Raw genomic sequence first — 16,707 nt, forward strand, 5'->3', positions numbered from 1 at the left:
GAATCTCACCATATATTTGCCGTCAAACCCAGACGGTGACGATACTAGTAGTACTACTACCATGCAGAGGGGTGGGCCCAGTGGATCCAAGCCAGAGACGCAGAGAAGAGCTCGCGGCCTTCCTCAAGGACCGCAGAGCCCGGGCTGACAGGGCATCGCACGGACTGCCGGAGATCGGGCGCAGCCGGGTGCGAGGTTTGCGCCGTGAGGAAGTCGCCACCTTGGCCGGTGTTTCTGTTACCTGGTACACCTGGCTGGAGCAGGCCCGGGATATTAATCCCTCCCGCCAGGTCTTGCAGTCATTGGCACGCTTGTACCGGCTGACCCCGGTGGAATCCTCGTACTTGTTTTCGCTGGCTGGGCACGGCGAGCTGGAACCGATTGGCAACGGCGGCATGACCCCGGCCCTGCAGCGATTGCTGGATGCGTTGCAGTTCCCTGCCTTCCTGCTTTCGGCTGACTGGACCATCCTGGGATGGAACCGGGCCTACGCGGAGCTGTATCCGCGGGTGGAGTCGCTGGAGAGCGAGGACCGGAATCTCTTGTGGCTGGTGTTCACCGACGCGCAGCTGCGCGAAATGCTGCCGGACTGGGAAGTGCAAAGCCGAGGTTTCGTCGGAAGCTTCCGTGCTGAAACGCGTGGGTGGCTCAGCCCTTCGGGAGAGACCGGAATCGTTGCCCGGGTCTCGGCGGCTTCCCCGGAATTCGCCGCTATTTGGAACGAACGGGACGTTGCTGGGTTCCGCACGGGGGAACGGGTGTTCCGGCACCCTGAATTGGGGCTGACCCGCTACGAGCAGCACAACCTGACTCCTACCGAAGCCACAGACTTGACCCTGTTGATGTACACGCCGCTGTAGTCTCGGACTACGGCGCTGGTCCGATCTGATTCGGGAGTATATAAAGCTAAACTGCCCTACGGAAAGATCCGTAGGGCAGCCAACTGGTTGTGGGATTACGCCTAGGAATTCAAGAACCCCAGCGCCTTTTCCTTGAACTCGCGGCTGGTAACCGCGTTGGCGTGATTGCGTCCTGCTAGCCACAGCACTTCATTGCGTGTCCCCGCATTCTTCAGCAACCGACGCAGGTGAGGCAGGGTCGTGGCGAGATCATCTTGGTCTCCAGCCACCAGCAAGGTCGGGACTGACGGTACCTTTGCGGCAGGGTCATACGGCTCGGACTTGATGGCTTCGATCAGCTCAAAGAGCGCCGAGAGATCATTGGACGGCTCGGCCTTGGCAATCTGCATGATGGTGGCAGTGTAGTCATCATGGATCTTTTCGCCCGTCTCGACATGGGCGCGGGCCTGATCCAATTCGAAGGCAGCCAGCGGATCGCCGGCCCCTGGACCTCCGATGACCAGGTGATTCACCAGGTCTGGATTGAATGCGGCGAATTCCCAGGCGAGGCGTGAACCCAACGAGTAGCCGATGACATCGACTGGACCTTCATCCAGATCCATCACAATGGCCGCCAGCGCCTGGCGAATCTGGCTTGGTGCCCAGCTGCCGTCGTTGCGTCGAGGGTCTTCTCCATGGCCGGGCAAGTCAATCAGAAGGACGTCGCGTCCCGCATCGGTGAAATATTTCAGCCAACGCGAGCGGTCCCAATTAAATTCGCCGGATGAGGCGAAGCCATGGATGAAAAGCACGGATGGGCTTTTCACCTCAGCGTTTGCGCGAACCACTCGAAGATTCAGATCCAAAGTCATGCCATTGATCATAGGCTATCCACCGGCGAAATAAGATCCGGGCTAGCGTGCCAAGAGTGTTAATGTCACAATGACTCTAACGAAATCGAATGCTTTGAAAACGAGGCAAGAAAAAAATGTCATCCGTACCTGGCTGGGCGAACGTCGAAGAACGCCGCAACCTGCCACCCGCTCTTGCGGTTTCCACGGTGATCCTGGGAATCCGCGAAGGCAAGGACGGCGGCCCTGACAAACTCTGCTTGCCCGTGGTCCGTCGAGTTCGCCAACCCCACGCCGGAATGTGGGCGCTGCCGGGCGGTCCAGTTGATCCGCGCGAATCCCTCGGCCAAGCGGCCGGGCGCAACTTGGCCGAGACCACAGGTCTACGCCCCTCCTACCTGGAGCAGCTCTACACTTTCGGCGACATCGACCGCTCGCCAACCCACCGGCTGGTCACCATCGCCTACTTTGCGCTGCTGAACGCTGACCAAGTCGGCGCCACGGTCCAAGACGACAACGTGGCTTGGTTCGATATCGATGATCCGCAGATTGCCCAGATGGCTTTTGACCACCGGAAGATCCTGGACTACGCCATGTGGCGGCTGCGAAACAAGACCGAATACGGGCAGATAGCGCATCGGCTGCTGGGAGAGCGCTTCACCTTGGCGGCTCTGCGCGGAGTCTACGAGGCCATCCTCGGACGGCGCCTGGATCCCGCGAACTTCCGCCGCACGCTCAAGAGCACGGCTTCCATCGAGGAAACCGATGAGTATCTGGCTGGCGGACAGCACCGGCCTCCTCGGCTCTATCGCTACGTGGGCCATGGGCCGGACCCATTGGAAGTCGACCCGCTGCACGGCTAGCAAGCATCATCCACACTTATTTACCGTCATCCTGTAAGAAACGGACGAACCCATGAGCACCCAAATCACTGACAACGCCAATGCCTCGGTAGCCCAGAACATCGCTCGGCTCAATCTGCTGGCACCGGACTCCACCTGCTCCACCGACCTGGCGTCCAACCCGTGGGACACGCCGGCAGGCTACGGTCCCGGCGCCTCCCAAGGCGATTCGGTGCCAGCAGGCTACCCGGTACAGGGTTCCATCCCGGAAGAATATCTCAAGGCCAGCGACGCCGAGCTTGATGCTCGCATCATTGCTGCCAAGGAAACCCTGGGGGACAAGGCAGTGATCCTCGGGCACTTCTACCAGCGCGACGAAGTGGTGAAGTACGCGGACTTCGTAGGCGACTCCTTCCAGCTGGCCAATGCGGCCCTGACCCGCGACAAGGCAGAAGCCATCGTGTTCTGCGGCGTGCACTTCATGGCCGAAACCGCGGATATCCTCAGCCGCGAGGACCAGGCGGTAATCCTGCCGAATCTTGCGGCAGGCTGCTCGATGGCGGATATGGCCGACGGCCCGAGCGTGCAGCAGTGCTGGGAAGAGCTCACCGCGCTCTACGCGGATGAAGCCGATGACGGGCGGATGCCGGTGATTCCCGTGACCTACATGAACTGCTCTGCCGAGCTCAAGGCATTTGTCGGTCGCAACGGCGGACTGGTTTGCACCTCTTCCAACGCGGCAACCGTTTTGGAGTGGGCTTTCGAGCGCGGACGCCGTGTCCTGTTCTTCCCGGACCAGCACCTCGGACGCAACACCGCCAAGGCCATGGGCATTCCATTGGAGCAAATGCCAATGTGGACTCCGCGCAAGGAACTGGGTGGCAACGAAGCTGCTACGCTCCTCGATGCCAAGGTCATCTTGTGGCACGGCTTCTGCTCCGTGCACAAGCGCTTCAACCCGGCGCAGATCGCCAAGGCGCGCCAGGACTTCCCGGGCGTGCGCGTTATCGTGCATCCTGAGTGCCCGATGGAAGTTGTCGACGCCGCGGATGAAGCCGGTTCCACCGACTACATCCAAAAGGCCATTGCGGCCGCAACCGAACCGACGGATTTTGCCATCGGTACCGAAATCAATATGGTCAACCGCTTGGCTGCCCAGTACCCGCAGCACAACATCTTCTGCCTTGATCCAGTGATCTGCCCATGTTCCACCATGTACCGGATCCACCCCGGCTACCTTGCCTGGGTGCTCGAAGAGCTGGTTGCCGGACGTGTGGTCAACCAGATCTCGGTGCCGAAGGAACAGCAGGCAGATGCAAAGATCGCCCTGGAGCGCATGCTGGCTGCCAAGCCATGAGCCAGGAGCAGCGAACACCAGAGAAGCTGGTGATCATCGGCTCGGGCGTGGCGGGCCTATGCGCTGCCTTGCAAGCCGTGCAGCTGGGCATCCGGCCGGTACTGCTGACCAAAGGCAAACTCGGCGACTCGAATTCCGAGCACGCGCAGGGTGGCCTGTCGGCTGTCACCGAAGCATCCGTAGCCCACGGCGACTCGGTGTCCAAGCATGTTGCCGATACGCTGAAGGCGGGCGCGGGACACTGCGGTCTGGAACCGGTGGAACACCTGTGCTCCTCGGGGGACAAGCTGGTGCAGGCCTTGGAAACCTACGCGGTGGAGTTTGACCGAAATTCAGACGGCTCCTACCAGCTCGGCCTTGAGGCCGCGCACAGCGCCCACCGAATTCTGCATATCAACGGGGATGCCACCGGTGCATCATTGGTGAAAACGCTGGTTCGAGCCGTGCGCCAGCTGGAGGCAGAAAACAAGCTCAGCATCATCGAGGACGCGCTTGCCACCGACCTGCTGCTGCAAGATGGCAGAGTCTCCGGGGTGCACTATCTGCGCCACGACGCGGAGCAGCTGCTTGAAGCCGAGTCCGTGCTTTTGGCTACCGGCGGGATTGGGCAGTTGTACTCGGCGACCACCAATCCCCACGGCGCAACCGCCGACGGCCTTGGCCTGGCCGCCCGGGCTGGTGCTGTGATCGCTGATGCCGAATTCATCCAATTCCATCCAACACTGGTTGACCCTGCCAAATATCCGAAGGCCGGCATGGTGTCCGAAGCCGTGCGTGGGGAAGGGGCCATCCTGGTCAACGAGGCCGGGCATCGTTTCATGCCTGAACTCCACCCGGATGCAGAACTGGCACCCCGTGATGTCTTGGCCCGAGGCATCCATGGGCAAATCCAATCCGGGCACCAGGTTTTCCTTGATGCGCGGGCAGTGGAAGCAGCCCGTGGCGCGGGATTCCTCGCAACCCGTTTCCCTTCCATCACGGCCAAGCTCGCCTCGTGCACCGAGGACGGTTCCGGATTGGACATGGCTCATGACCTGATTCCGGTGGTGGCTGCCCAGCATTACTTCATGGGCGGGATCTACACCGACACCTCAGGTCGAACCAGTGTCCCCGGACTCTATGCCGCCGGTGAATGCGCCAACACGACAGTTCACGGTGCCAACCGTTTGGCCAGCAACTCCTTGCTGGAAGCCATGGTCTTCGCCAGGGATGCCATCGTGGCAGTGAGCAGCGACCCGGCGGATGGCCGCTGCACTATCGAGGAACTGGCCATCCGGCAGATCTCCGAGTCCACCCCTGAAGCGCCGCTGGATCTTGAACAACTGCAAGACGCTGCCAGTAACTCCCTTGGCGTGTACCGCACCGGACGGCAGCTGGAGGACATGGCCCACTTGCTGGCGACGAGTGCCCCGGTAGCCGCCACAGCGCGAGAGCAAGCAGAACTGCGCAATCTGTGGATCGCCGCGCGGATCATTGCCGCAGGTGCCATGGCACGCACCGGAAGCCTGGGTGCACACCATCGCCTTGATTCAACCGAAAGCACCAGCAACGGGCCGGGCCAGAGCGTGCGCTATGGCTGGACATTGCACCCAAGCGAGCAGAATAACGAGAACTTCTTGAGCAAGGAATTGAACGCGTGAGCACTTTGATCCATCCGGTACCCCCCGCAGCAATGGACCGCATCATTGAAATGGCGCTTGCCGAGGACAATCCGCGTGGCGACCTCACCGCCCTGACCATCGTGCCCGAGGGGGCGAGAGCCACTGCCGTGGTGCAGGCCCGCCAGCCTGGGGTGCTCTCCGGAGGTGCTGTATTCGCCCGGACCATGCAGCTGGTCGATGCGCAGCTGGAGGTCGAGCAGCTGGTTGCCGAGGGAATGGCGTTTGCCGCCGGGGATAACTTGCTGAAGGTCACCGGGCCGGCGGCGAGCTTGCTGACCGCTGAACGCGTGGGGCTCAACCTCTTGCAGCGAATGAGTGCCATCGCCACCGCAACCGCCGAACTGGTAGGACTGGTTGCGCACACCAAAGCCCGCATTGCCGATACCCGGAAGACAACGCCAGGACTTCGCGTCCTCGAACGATATGCTGTCCGTTGCGGTGGAGGAATCAACCACCGCGACAACCTGTCCGATGCTTTCATGGCCAAGGACAACCACCTGGCCTTGCTGGATAACGGCGAGCAGCTGACCGCAGCCCTGAAATCCGTGCGCGCCCGACTGGGGCACACCACATCGATGGAAGTTGAAGTGGATTCCATTGAGCAGATTCCACCGGTGCTCGCCGCTGGAGTGGACATCATCATGCTGGATAACTTTGATCCGGCTGACATTCCCGCAGCGATTGAACTGATCAACGGGCAAGCAGTGGTCGAAGCCAGCGGGAACATCAACGCGGCCACCGTAGCGGCAGTCGCCGAGGCCGGTGTCGATGTCATTTCTTCGGGTGCCATCACGCACTCGGTGAAAGCAATTGACCTTGGTCTGGATATGGTTATTGCATGATCTACATGGATGCCGCATCCACTGCGCCACCTCGCCAGGACGTTCTCGACATGCTCAACCCATTGCTGACCAAGGATTTCGGCAATCCAGCTTCCTTGCATGAAGCCGGCCAGCAAGCCAAGCGCGCCAATGACTGGGCAAGAATGCAGGTAGCCGGCCAGCTGGGTGTGACGGCAGAAGAAGTGTATTTCACTTCCGGTGGCACCGAGGGAGCCAACGCTGCCGTCATCGGCGCGGCCTTGGCAAAGCCCCGCGGACGTGTGGTGGTCTCCAGCGCTATTGAGCATCCAGCAGTGCTTGAAGCCTGCAAGTATCTGGTTGAATTCCACGGATTCGAACACCGCATCATCCCTGTCTCGGCCACGGGGCTCGTGGATCTGGAAGCGGCCGGCCAGCTGATTGATGCGGATGTTGCCGTGGTTTCGGTGATGGCGGTGAACAATGAAGTCGGCACCATCCAGCCGGTAGAGCAGTTGGCCCAACTGGCACACGCTGCCGGGGCGATCATGCATACGGATGCCGTGCAGGCCGCCGGCTGGATTGATCTCAAGCCATTGTGCGTCGCCGTGGACGCATTGAGCATCTCCGGGCATAAGATCGGCAGCCTCAAGGGCAGCGGAGCAATGTACCTGTCGGCCAAGCATCGCTTTGTGCCGCTGATGCACGGTGGCGGGCAGCAGGGCGGACTGCGTTCGGGCACCGAGAACCCGGCTGCCGCCGTTGGCATAGCTGTGGCATTGCAAGCGGCGACTGCGCAGCGCGAAGCCGGACTCGGCGACAACTTTGGCCCGTACCTGATTGAGCGGATTCTCAATGTGCTCAATGCCAAGCATCCGGGAAGCGTGAGGCTCACGGGGGATCCGGAGCATCGCGTTGGCGGCATCGCCTCTTTCGTCTTCCCAAAGACTGCTGGCGAAACGGTGTTGATTGAGTTGGCCCGCAGGGGAGTCCTCTGCTCTTCGGGTTCTGCGTGCGCGGCAGGCTCGACCGATCCTTCAGTGGTGCTCACCGCAATGGGCTATGAAGAAGAATTGGCCCATACGGCTGTCAGGCTGTCGTTCACACGTACGGTGAAAGAGAACGAGATCAGCCAGGTAGCGTCGGCCGTCGTTTCTTGCGTCTCCGGGCTCTTAAGCTGAAAATCCTGCTTTCCGGAACTTAAGTGTTCCGGAAAGCAGGATCATGCATGTCCAGCGGAAACTGGTTCTCTAGTCCAAGAATCTAGCGCAGGTACTTGCCGGAGACCCAGCCGTTCTTCCCTGCGTACTTCACTGGGTACCAGCCTGACTTCTTGGCACCGCGGACCGTCACCGTCTTGCCCTTTGGAATGGTGAGGATGACTCGCTTGCTCGTCCCAACACCGGTGCGCATGTTCAAATTAGCGATGGTCTTCTTTGACGAAGATTTCGAAGTCTTGGGCTTCGTCGTCTTCGGAGCGGTACCGGACGAGGAGAAACTGCTCAGGTAGGTACCCGAGACCCAGCCGTTCTTTCCCGCGTACTTCACTGGGTACCAGCCTGACTTCTTGGCGCCGCGAATGGCTACCTTCTTGCCCTGCGGGATGGTCAGCACGATGCGATTACTAGTGCCTGCCCCGGTACGCATGTTCAAGTTGGCCGTGGTCTTGGCCGACTTGGCGTTGCTGGTGTTCTTCTGCGGTGTGCTCTTTTTCGTATCCTTCTTTGGCGCAGATGGCATCGAGACGTTCTTCAGATACTTGCCTGAAACCCAGCCGGTCTTCGAGCTGTAGCGAACCTGGTACCAACCGGACTTCTTGGAACCGGTCAGCTGGACGGTCTTGCCCCTCGGAATGGTCAGCAGCACGCGATTGCCGGTGCCCGCCCCGGTGCGCATATTCAGATTCGCGGTGGTCTGGGCAGTGCCCTTGGATTTCTTCGGAGCGCTGTCAGACTTCTTGCCGGAAACACCGTAGTAGGCTTCGAGGCTCTTGGCCCCTGAATTCTTGACGCTCTTGGCCAGCGAGGTGCCCAAGTAGCGGAAGTGCCATGGTTCGTAGGCGTAGCCGGTAACGGATTCCTGGCCCTTCTGGTAGCGCATGATGAAGCCGTACTTGTGCGCATTCTTGCCAACCCACTTGCCCACTGGAGTGTTGGCGAAGCAGGCTTGCAATCCGCAAGCGCCGTTGGCATTTCCAACGTCAATGGCCAGACCGGTTTGGTGCTCGCTGGTGCCTGGTACAGCAGAAATGCGCGAAGCGTAGCTCTTGCCGTAGATGCGCGAGTAGTAGTTGAACAGCTCCGCCTGGCGGTTGTATGAACGGTATCCGCTGACGGCGCGAATCTTGACGCCATCCTTGGCCGCTGCCTTCACCATCTTGGTGTAGGCCTTGGCGGCCAAGGACCTCAGTCTGACGTTGGTGCCTTTGACGGCTACCGTCTTCGGAGCGTACTTCACGGGACTCAGCGGGTACTTCTTATTGACGAAGACATCATCCTTGCTTGGATTGCGCTGGATTTTCTTGGCAGCAATCTGCAGTCCGCTGTCAACTGCGAGCACTTGTGCCTGGGGCACTGACACGGCGGAGGCAGGAGCTGTGGCTAGTGCCGGATTTGCCGGCAGCACTGTTGCGAACAGCGCAGCCGATAGCGCGGCAGCCATGGAAATCTTGAACGCCCGAGGCTGTTTCATGGAATTCTCCGGTAGAGGTGACAAGCGATGCGACCATCATTCCATCACTTATCCATGAGCCATTCAAGGTGTTACTGCAAACGTTGGAGATGAAACGGGCCTATTGCGACCGAACTTCTGCGGAAGCAAGCGGACCGTTTTATCCCGATGAAGAAGGCACGTGCCATCATCAGCGATGCCTTGCCTGCACCAGGAGAAGCATCTTCCCACGTGGGGGAATCGGAAAATTTCCAGGTGCTGTGGCCCCTGCCCAGCAGCAAGCGGGAATTCCATTCAGCCTCGTAGTTCTACGAGGCCGGTTGCGCGGGAAATCGCGGTCCCAGACTTGCCCGCAAGTTGCTGCAATCTTTTCTCCAGCAGGCGCGGAGGTGCCTTGGGCAGGCGTTCTGGCAAATGGAACACTGCGACGAGTCAATTTTTCTAGTTGGGCGAGATTTGGTAGGTTTGCGTGCATGCGTATCCGTCCAGAAGTCTTCGATGACCGAGCTGCGGTGTATGCAATTACGCACGCTGCGTTCGCCGGAATCGATCCGATGGTTGAGCCTGAGGAAGTCGGACTGCTGCAGCAGCTCTTCGAGTGCGACCAATATGACAACCGCTTCTCAATCGTTGCCCTGGACGACACAACGGTTATCGGCCATGTCATCGCGACATGGGGCGCAGTCAATGGGGAACCCTTATTGGGGCTAGGTCCGCTGGCTGTCGCTCCGGAATACCAGCACCGGGGTGTCGGATCGATCCTGATGCAAGAAATTCATGACAGGGCTGAGCAAGAGAGCATCAGCGGCATTGTCCTGCTCGGTGCCCCAGGCTATTACAGCCGCTTCGGCTACGAAGCTGCCCAGCCCCGAGGTATCCACCCTTCGGTTCCGTCGTGGGGCGAGCACTTCATGGTGCGCGTCTTCGATGACAGCTGCCTGCCGAGCGGCGACTACCGTTATGCCAAGCCGTTCGGCGTTTAGCCGCTAATTTTCGCTGGGAATTTTCTCGCTCCTATTGTCTCCTGTTCCCCTCGGGCGTAAACCTGACGTATGGAAACACATCAAGAGCTTCGCGAACTGTCCTTCTCCGTCTCAGGCATCATTTCCAAGTCGATCAGGCAAGTATTCGAAGCTGTGGCTGATCCGGAACAGCTTTCCCATTACTTCACTACCGGGGGAGCTGAAGGATACTTGGAAAACGGTGCCACCGTTAGCTGGGACTTCCATGATTTCCCCGGAGCTTTCCCGGTCAAGGTCTTGGAGGTCGAAGAACCAAAACGCATTGTCTTCCAATGGGGAGGCCAGCAATCCACGGCTGAAGATGGCATGAATACCGTGAGATTCGACTTCGAATCCCTGGAGGACAGCACCCGAACCAAGGTGACCATCAGCGAAGCGAGCTGGATTGCCACCGATGAAGGGGCCAAGGCCGCCTTCGGCAATTGCGAAGGATGGACCGGAATGCTGGCCGCCATGAAAGCGTGGCTGGAATACGGGATCAACCTGCGCGAAGGCTTCTACAAATAGTTGGTGCCTGAGCTAGCGGCGCCGATGGTAGTACACGTGCGTCACGAGTGAAGTTTCACGGCGGGAAACGCGATCCATATGCGTTTCTATATCTTCAATCGTGATCGGCTCGCCGCGTCCCAGGCGGATCGGTGCGATATGCAGGCGCAACTCGTCAATGAGGCCGGCTCGCAGGAATTGCACGATGGTACTTGCACCGCCGGCAATGGCCACAGGATTCTCGCCAGCGGCTTCCCGTGCCTCGGCAAGGGCTTCCTCGATCCCCTCCGAGATGAATTGGAAGCTGTTCCCGCCCTGCAGGCAGATCATCGGCTTCGGATGATGGCTCAGCACGAAGACCGGGGCATGATACGGAGGACTCTCGCCCCACCACCCGATCCAGCCCGCGTCGTCTTCTCCGGCTGGAGGGCCGAACATCTTGCTGCCCATGATGAAAGCCGACGCCTGGGTAATGGCAGAAATTTCGGCCTGGTTTTCCTCAAGATTCTCGAACTGCCAACGGTGCAGCGTTTCGGCTCCTTCGCCCAGCGGCTGCGCCATGCTCTGATTGGGACCAGCACAGAATCCGTCCAAGGAGACGGTGACATCGCAAACTACCGGGCCCATGGCAAATGCCTCGATTCAACCTACGTACTGGCGGGAGGGTGGCTACTCCAACAATGAACCTGCACGCAAGCAGAATCAACCCCAAGCTCGGGAAAATCCAGCAGGGGACTCAGTTCCCGGCATCCTTCGGCGCACCGGCAACATTCCACAGCGTAGCGTGGTATTTCCGGATCAACGCGGCTTCCAGCAGCAGGGCAGCCTTGCGGTGGATGCAGGTCACCCACCGGCCTTCGAGATGCAAGCGGTCAATGGCCAAGCGCGCGACTTGCTGGACGGTCCGGGACTCGCCGCGATCGGCCTCGGCTGCCAGTTCCCGAAGCCACTGCGGGTCAGCCAACGCTTCGTCGAAGGCGTACTTGCCCAGGCCGGAGGTCGCACCCTTGCCGCTGGAATAGATCTTCAGCCGTCCGCGCAGGCCCTTGCCGCTGCGCTCGCCGGCCTGCCCCACGTAGATGGGCTCGTGGTCCCCGACGCCGGCCCGGCGGAACATGTAGACTCCCGGAGCCACGGGTGCCGAGTCGGCTGTGTTTTCGAAGGATTCCCACGGCGACCATTCCAGCGAATCAATGACCTGGTCATCGACGGGCTTGAGGGCAATGTCCATTCCCGGTGCGCCGGCGAACTGCAGCTGGGCCAGCAAGGTGGCGGACACATGCCACGTGCCTCCTGGCTGGGGCGGCTTCTGGATTGCGCCCTTGGGACGATGCTGGCGCAGATAGCTGCGCAGCTGCTTGGTGTCTACCCCAAGGGTGCCGGCGGCTTCTTCCAAGCTGAATAGCTTCTCGTCCTTCAAAAGTGATCTGCCTTCTGGGTGCCGTGAATGAACAGGTGATGATGAATCAATTTAATCCCATGCAATGCCAAAGAGCCCGGAAGGAGCTGCCTCATGGCATGTCCTTCCGGGCTCGGCTGATCCGCTACTGCACCGCATCTCGCAGCTTGGTGCTCAGGCGCTGCAGTTCATGGAATTCGTCTTCGCTCAGCGCGCTGCCCAGCAGGTTGTGCAGGTGCTTGACGTGCTCGCGCCCGATTTCCTGCTGCAGCTTGCGTCCCTTCTCGGTCAGCGAGAGCTGCATGGCGCGATGGTCATCCGGGTCGGGCTCGCGAACTACCAGCCCCTGGTCTTCCAATCGGGTGACCATGCGGCTCAGGCTGGGTTGCGAGATCAGCAGCTGCTTATTCAGGTCAACCAGCCGGCTCTTGCCTCCGGGGCAGGTGCGCAAGTTGAACAGCACGTCGTACTCGCGCATGGAGAGCTTGCCGAATTCCGGCATTGCGGTGATCTGGCGCATGACCGCCACCTGTGCGCGGAAAAGCGCTTCCCAGGCATCGGTGGTGACCTTCAATGAGGCTGCTGGATTACTGGTCCCGGTCACTTGCTGCTGGCTCCTCGGTGGTTGCTTGCTCAGCGACCAGTTTAGCGTTGCGAGCGGCCACCAGGCCTTCATGGGTCGGCGCCGGGGTGAGGTCCTTCGGTGCGCGGGACTCCATTTCCTTGCGCAGTTCAGGAAGCACGTACTCGCCGAACATGTCCAGCTGGTTCAGCACGGTCTTCAGCGGAAGGCCCGCGTGGTCGATCAGGAACAGCTGGCGCTGGTAGCTGCCGAAGTATTCCTGGAAGGACAGGGTCTTCTCCAGCACCTGCTGCGGTGAGCCGACGGTCAACGGGGTCTGCGCGGTGAAGTCTTCCAGCGATGGGCCGTGGCCGTAGACCGGGGCGTTATCGAAGTACGGGCGGAATTCCTTGACCGCCTGCTGGGAATCCTTGGCCATGTAGAACTGGCCGCCCAGTCCCACCACAGCCTGGTCTGCGCGCCCGTGGCCGTAGTGCTCGTAGCGCTCGCGGTACAGGCCGATCAGCTGCTGGTAGTGCTCCTTCGGCCAGAAGATGTTGTTGGCGAAGAAGCCGTCGCCGTAGTAGGCGGCGATTTCAGCTACCTGCGGGGTGCGGATCGATCCATGCCAGACGAACGGTGCCACGTCATCGAGCGGGCGCGGCGTCGAGGTGAAGTTCTGCAGCGGGGTGCGGAACTTGCCTTCCCAGTTCACCACATCCTCATCCCATAGGCGGCGCAGCAGGTGGTAGTTCTCCACGGTCAAGTTGACCGAGTCCTGCATGTTCTTGCCGAACCATGGGTAGACCGGTCCGGTGTTGCCTCTGCCCAGGACCAGGTCCACTCGGCCATCGGCTAGATGCTGGAGCATCGCGAAGTCTTCGGCGATCTTCACCGGGTCATTGGTGGTGATCAGCGTGGTCGTGGTGGAAAGGATGATGCGCTCGGTCTGGGCGGCAATGTAGGCCAGCGTGGTGGTGGGGGAGGAGGAGAAGAACGGGCGGTTGTGGTGCTCGCCGATGGCGTAGACATCCATGCCGATCTCTTCGACCTTCTTGGCGATGGCCACCGATGCGTCGATGCGCTCTTTCTCGGTAGGGATGCGGCCGGTCGTCGGGTCGCGGGTGATGTCGCTGACTGAGAATACTCCGAATTGCATGTCCACTCCTGTAACTACGGTGCAAGCGTTTTGCCGTGCCACCAATTTATATGCGTATGCATGTAATAACAAGTTGATGCGTCAAATATTCCCGTTCCCTGCGTGGTGCGCTTGCTTACACTTGCTTCTGCTCGTTCGCACCAGGCTTACGGCTGCCTGACGCGGATCAGCGATGCGTGGGGATGAAGCCGCCACCCCAGAAGAGGGAACTGTGCTCATGGGCCAATTCCATTGATGTTCCCTGCGGCGTGCACTGGCAATGGCGCCGGTGCTTGCGCAGCTGCCGCAGATGGCGGCGCAGCTGGCGCGCGTTCAGCGGGGACGTGTTCCCTGCATCAAGTTGCAGTTCCGGCAGGGGCGAGAACGGGGTGTTGCATGGGTAGATCTGGGTGGCGCTCATGTCGTGGCCTTTCGTCGTGGTTCATACGACAGCCAACAGGCTCTAGCTAACTTGAGGTCAAGGGAAAAGGGCTGAATAATTCGATTTATGACCGCCAGCGAATCCGCAATGCCAACCAGGAAAAGCCAGCTAGGCGTCGGGGATCTTGCGCGCCGTGCCGGGGTATCAGTCGCCACGATCCGGTTCTATGAATCGCGGAACCTGATTTTCTCCACCCGGACCAGCGGGAACATGCGCCTTTTTCCAAAGCACACGCTGCGCCGGTTGGCCATTATTGCCGCGGGCCAGCGTGTGGGGCTGACCCTGGCCGAAATTGCCGACGCGTTGAGCGAGCTGCCGGAGGACCGGGCCCCTCGGCAGATCGAATGGGAACAGCTGAGCACGCACTGGAAGCGGATCATCGATCGCCGTATGCTGCAGCTCGAATCGCTGCGGGATTCGCTGGATGGATGCGTCGGTTGCGGGTGCCTGTCATTCAAGACCTGCTCGCTGGTCAATCCCGGCGACGAAGCCGCGAAGGAAGGCGAAGGGTCGCGCTGGATCCGCAAACTCGACGCGAAATTCAACGATGCGGCTACGGACTCTGCGGACTGACGATCCCGCCCTGATAGGCAATGAGCGCGGTCTCCACGCGATTGCGCGCCCCGACCTTGAGCATGATGCTCGTCATGTGCCCCTTGACGGTTGCTTCGGTCAAGAACAGCCTGCCGGCAATTTCCGCGTTGGACATGCCCGCGCCAACCAGCGCCATGACATCATGTTCACGACTGCTCAGGGAGCTGATTCGCGACTGCGCGCGGGAGGCAGCGGAGGTATCAATGCCACGCAACTTGTCGATGACGCGCTTCGCGATGCGCGGCGGAAGGGCAGCGGCTCCCGCGGCGACCGCCAGCACGCCTCCGACCAGTTCCTCCGGTCCGGAACTCTTGAGCAGGAATCCAGCCGCGCCGCCGGACATGGCGCGGTCGATGTAGTCTTCTTCGCCAAAGGTCGTCAGGATCAGTACCCGGGCCTCCGGATCCTGCTCCAGGATGGCCTCCATTGCGCTCAGGCCGTCCAGCTGCGGCATGCGGATATCCATCAGGATGACGTGCGGTTCCAGACGCTGGGACAGCTCGATGGCACGGTGGCCGTTCTCAGCCTCGCCGATGATGGTGATGCGCTGGTCGCTGCCCAAGATGGTGCCAAGGCCTGCACGAATCAGCGGTTCGTCGTCAACGAGCAAAACGGTTACGGGGTAGTCAATGTCCATGGCGGGAGCGATCCTAGGGAGCTGGGTACAGGTGGTCGGCAGAGACGAGGATATCGTCGGTGAAGCACAGCCTGAACATCTCGCTGCCCAGGTCGAGTACACCGGTTTTCGCGGCGTAGTACCGGCATTCGGCGTTGGCGGCCGGGGATGATTCCTTGATTACCGGCAAAGGCTCGTCCAGGCCCTTGGCGGTCACGAAGCGGGAAACTTCCTCGCGGCTCATCCCAGGCTGCAGCTGCTGGAAGTCTGCAGGGCTCAAGGCCGTGGCCCTGTAGGTGGCGTCCTGCAGCAAGTAGAGTCCGGCGGCGATGGCTGCGACGGCAAGAATCGGCACGGCAATCATCAGGCGCCTGCTGGTTCTCAAAACAGGCGCATGGGATACCGGTGACGGACGGTGTTGCTTGCCCAGGGGAACGCGGGCCAGCAGTTCGAAACGGCCGGCTGCCTGGGTGATCTGCAGCGAACCGCCGGCGGCGTCCAAGGCCCGGCGCAAGGAGGCCAGTCCCGTGGCCCCGGGCCGCGGCTCCGGGGAGTCCCCGGCCAGCGAGTTCGCAATGCGGAGCACAGCGGGACTCGTGCGCGTATCCAGCTTGATGCTGACCGGCTGTTTGGGGGCATACTTGGCGGCGTTGGTCAGTGCTTCCTGCACCACCTGATTCAATATCACCGACGCGCCATCGGAAGAAAGCGACGAAGACTTGCCGCCGTGATGCTCATAGCTGATGCCCATGCCGTTGGCACGTGCCCGTTCGAGCAAGCGGTCGATGCTCTCAACTGCTGGATCCAACGGAGCTTGCTGATCCGGATCATGCAGCACGCCGATAATCTGGTGCAGATGGTCGATGGAAGCATCGGCCTGCTCGCGGACCCGTGCAGCCTGCGCATAGGCTTCGCTGCCTTTCTCCACGGTGACCTGCAGCCCGCTGGCCGACAGGGCCAGCAGCGCCAAATCATGCCCCAGCTGGTCATGCATTGCTTCGGCGATGCGGGCCCTCTCGCGAAGCTCGGCTTGCACCACCGCATGCTCGCGTTCCTGGGCCCGGAACAGCACCGTATTGCGCCGTGACCGGCCAATCCACCAAGGCAGCAGCGTGAACAGCACCAGACCGGTCAGGATATTCAACGCAATGGTCAGCAAGCTGACATGCGAGGAGAAAACCAGCGTCAGCGCAGCGGCAAGCGTGCCGGCGGCGAAGGCCAGCACGCCATGGAGCAATGAGGCCACATGCCGCCCGGCCAGATAGCTGATCCAAGCCGCACAAGGCGCCAGGAGAATCCATGCGGCATTCGTGGAAACCGGCACCAAGTACGCGTACAATGCCAGGGCAATCAGAAGCCCGAGCTGCTTCCACGGAGTAGTCATGGAACTCATGCTACGCATGATGCGCTGCAGCGAACACCGACGAA

18 protein-coding genes are annotated in these 16,707 nt (G+C 60.7%); 9 read left to right on the plus strand and 9 right to left on the minus strand.

Going from position 1 to position 16,707, the window contains the following annotated elements; translation table 11 throughout:
• The first annotated feature begins 80 nt into the window (after nt 1-80).
• Nucleotides 81-860, plus strand: a complete 780-nt coding sequence (locus ATK23_RS03705; RefSeq protein WP_066138919.1) for a helix-turn-helix transcriptional regulator — start codon at nt 81-83, stop codon at nt 858-860.
• Between the two features lie 101 nt (nt 861-961).
• Here ATK23_RS03705 and ATK23_RS03710 read toward each other — a convergent pair whose 3' ends face one another.
• Entirely contained in the window at nt 962-1,651 is a 690-nt protein-coding gene (locus ATK23_RS03710) for an alpha/beta fold hydrolase (RefSeq protein ID WP_245858291.1), read from the minus strand.
• A gap of 176 nt (nt 1,652-1,827) precedes the next feature.
• Between ATK23_RS03710 and ATK23_RS03715 the strand changes: the two genes are divergently transcribed.
• The 5 genes from ATK23_RS03715 to ATK23_RS03735 are packed head-to-tail and all read left to right on the plus strand — an operon-like array spanning nt 1,828 to nt 7,531.
• Nucleotides 1,828-2,553, plus strand: a complete 726-nt coding sequence (locus ATK23_RS03715; RefSeq protein WP_038991344.1) for an NUDIX hydrolase — start codon at nt 1,828-1,830, stop codon at nt 2,551-2,553.
• A gap of 52 nt (nt 2,554-2,605) precedes the next feature.
• Entirely contained in the window at nt 2,606-3,889 is a 1,284-nt protein-coding gene (gene nadA / locus ATK23_RS03720; protein WP_066137720.1) for a quinolinate synthase NadA, read from the plus strand.
• Nucleotides 3,886-5,529, plus strand: coding sequence for an L-aspartate oxidase (nadB, locus tag ATK23_RS03725; RefSeq protein WP_066137722.1), 1,644 nt, complete (start codon nt 3,886-3,888; stop codon nt 5,527-5,529). The genes nadA and nadB overlap by 4 nt, the downstream gene beginning before the upstream one ends.
• Nucleotides 5,526-6,392 (plus strand): carboxylating nicotinate-nucleotide diphosphorylase, encoded by an 867-nt coding sequence (gene nadC, locus ATK23_RS03730; RefSeq protein ID WP_066137724.1) that lies wholly within the window; start codon nt 5,526-5,528, stop codon nt 6,390-6,392. The genes nadB and nadC overlap by 4 nt, the downstream gene beginning before the upstream one ends.
• A complete protein-coding gene (locus ATK23_RS03735; RefSeq protein ID WP_066137726.1) occupies nt 6,389-7,531 on the plus strand; it encodes a cysteine desulfurase family protein in 1,143 nt (380 codons plus the stop codon). Before nadC ends, ATK23_RS03735 begins: the two co-directional genes overlap by 4 nt.
• Before the next feature lie 82 nt (nt 7,532-7,613).
• Here ATK23_RS03735 and ATK23_RS03740 read toward each other — a convergent pair whose 3' ends face one another.
• Nucleotides 7,614-9,041: a D-alanyl-D-alanine carboxypeptidase family protein gene (locus ATK23_RS03740; protein WP_157066301.1), complete on the minus strand. Its 1,428-nt coding sequence runs from the start codon at nt 9,039-9,041 to the stop codon at nt 7,614-7,616.
• A gap of 452 nt (nt 9,042-9,493) precedes the next feature.
• Between ATK23_RS03740 and ATK23_RS16225 the strand changes: the two genes are divergently transcribed.
• Nucleotides 9,494-10,003, plus strand: a complete 510-nt coding sequence (locus ATK23_RS16225) for a GNAT family N-acetyltransferase (protein WP_066137727.1) — start codon at nt 9,494-9,496, stop codon at nt 10,001-10,003.
• Nucleotides 10,004-10,072: 69 nt separating this feature from the next.
• A complete protein-coding gene (locus ATK23_RS03750) occupies nt 10,073-10,549 on the plus strand; it encodes an SRPBCC domain-containing protein (RefSeq protein WP_066137729.1) in 477 nt (158 codons plus the stop codon).
• A 12-nt stretch (nt 10,550-10,561) separates the two neighbouring features.
• On the opposite strand, the gene ATK23_RS03755 is transcribed toward ATK23_RS03750, so the two are convergent.
• From ATK23_RS03755 to ATK23_RS03775, 5 genes are all read right to left on the minus strand, one after another.
• Nucleotides 10,562-11,155, minus strand: a complete 594-nt coding sequence (locus tag ATK23_RS03755) for a dihydrofolate reductase family protein (protein WP_066137731.1) — start codon at nt 11,153-11,155, stop codon at nt 10,562-10,564.
• 109 nt (nt 11,156-11,264) lie between these two features.
• Entirely contained in the window at nt 11,265-11,948 is a 684-nt protein-coding gene (locus ATK23_RS16515) for a hypothetical protein (protein ID WP_211286059.1), read from the minus strand.
• A 124-nt stretch (nt 11,949-12,072) separates the two neighbouring features.
• Nucleotides 12,073-12,531, minus strand: coding sequence for a MarR family winged helix-turn-helix transcriptional regulator (locus tag ATK23_RS03765; RefSeq protein WP_066137733.1), 459 nt, complete (start codon nt 12,529-12,531; stop codon nt 12,073-12,075).
• The gene (locus ATK23_RS03770) at nt 12,515-13,648 is read right to left on the minus strand and encodes an LLM class flavin-dependent oxidoreductase (protein ID WP_066137735.1); all 1,134 of its coding nucleotides are present in this window, start codon (nt 13,646-13,648) and stop codon (nt 12,515-12,517) included. Before ATK23_RS03770 ends, ATK23_RS03765 begins: the two co-directional genes overlap by 17 nt.
• Before the next feature lie 166 nt (nt 13,649-13,814).
• The gene (locus tag ATK23_RS03775) at nt 13,815-14,048 is read right to left on the minus strand and encodes a hypothetical protein (protein WP_038991358.1); all 234 of its coding nucleotides are present in this window, start codon (nt 14,046-14,048) and stop codon (nt 13,815-13,817) included.
• 87 nt (nt 14,049-14,135) lie between these two features.
• Between ATK23_RS03775 and soxR the strand changes: the two genes are divergently transcribed.
• A complete protein-coding gene (gene soxR, locus ATK23_RS03780) occupies nt 14,136-14,642 on the plus strand; it encodes a redox-sensitive transcriptional activator SoxR (RefSeq protein ID WP_217994568.1) in 507 nt (168 codons plus the stop codon).
• On the opposite strand, the gene ATK23_RS03785 is transcribed toward soxR, so the two are convergent.
• On the minus strand, nt 14,623-15,300 hold the full coding sequence (locus ATK23_RS03785) for a response regulator (protein WP_066137738.1): 678 nt from the start codon (nt 15,298-15,300) through the stop codon (nt 14,623-14,625). The two genes, soxR and ATK23_RS03785, sit on opposite strands and share 20 nt — an antisense overlap.
• Nucleotides 15,301-15,313: 13 nt before the next feature.
• Nucleotides 15,314-16,663 carry a sensor histidine kinase gene (locus ATK23_RS03790; protein ID WP_066137740.1) on the minus strand — a complete coding sequence of 450 codons (1,350 nt, stop codon included), beginning with the start codon at nt 16,661-16,663 and terminating at the stop codon, nt 15,314-15,316.
• Nucleotides 16,664-16,707: the final 44 nt, after the last annotated feature.

This window comes from Glutamicibacter nicotianae (genome assembly GCF_002797775.1).
Classification (GTDB): Bacteria; Actinomycetota; Actinomycetes; order Actinomycetales; family Micrococcaceae; genus Glutamicibacter; species Glutamicibacter nicotianae.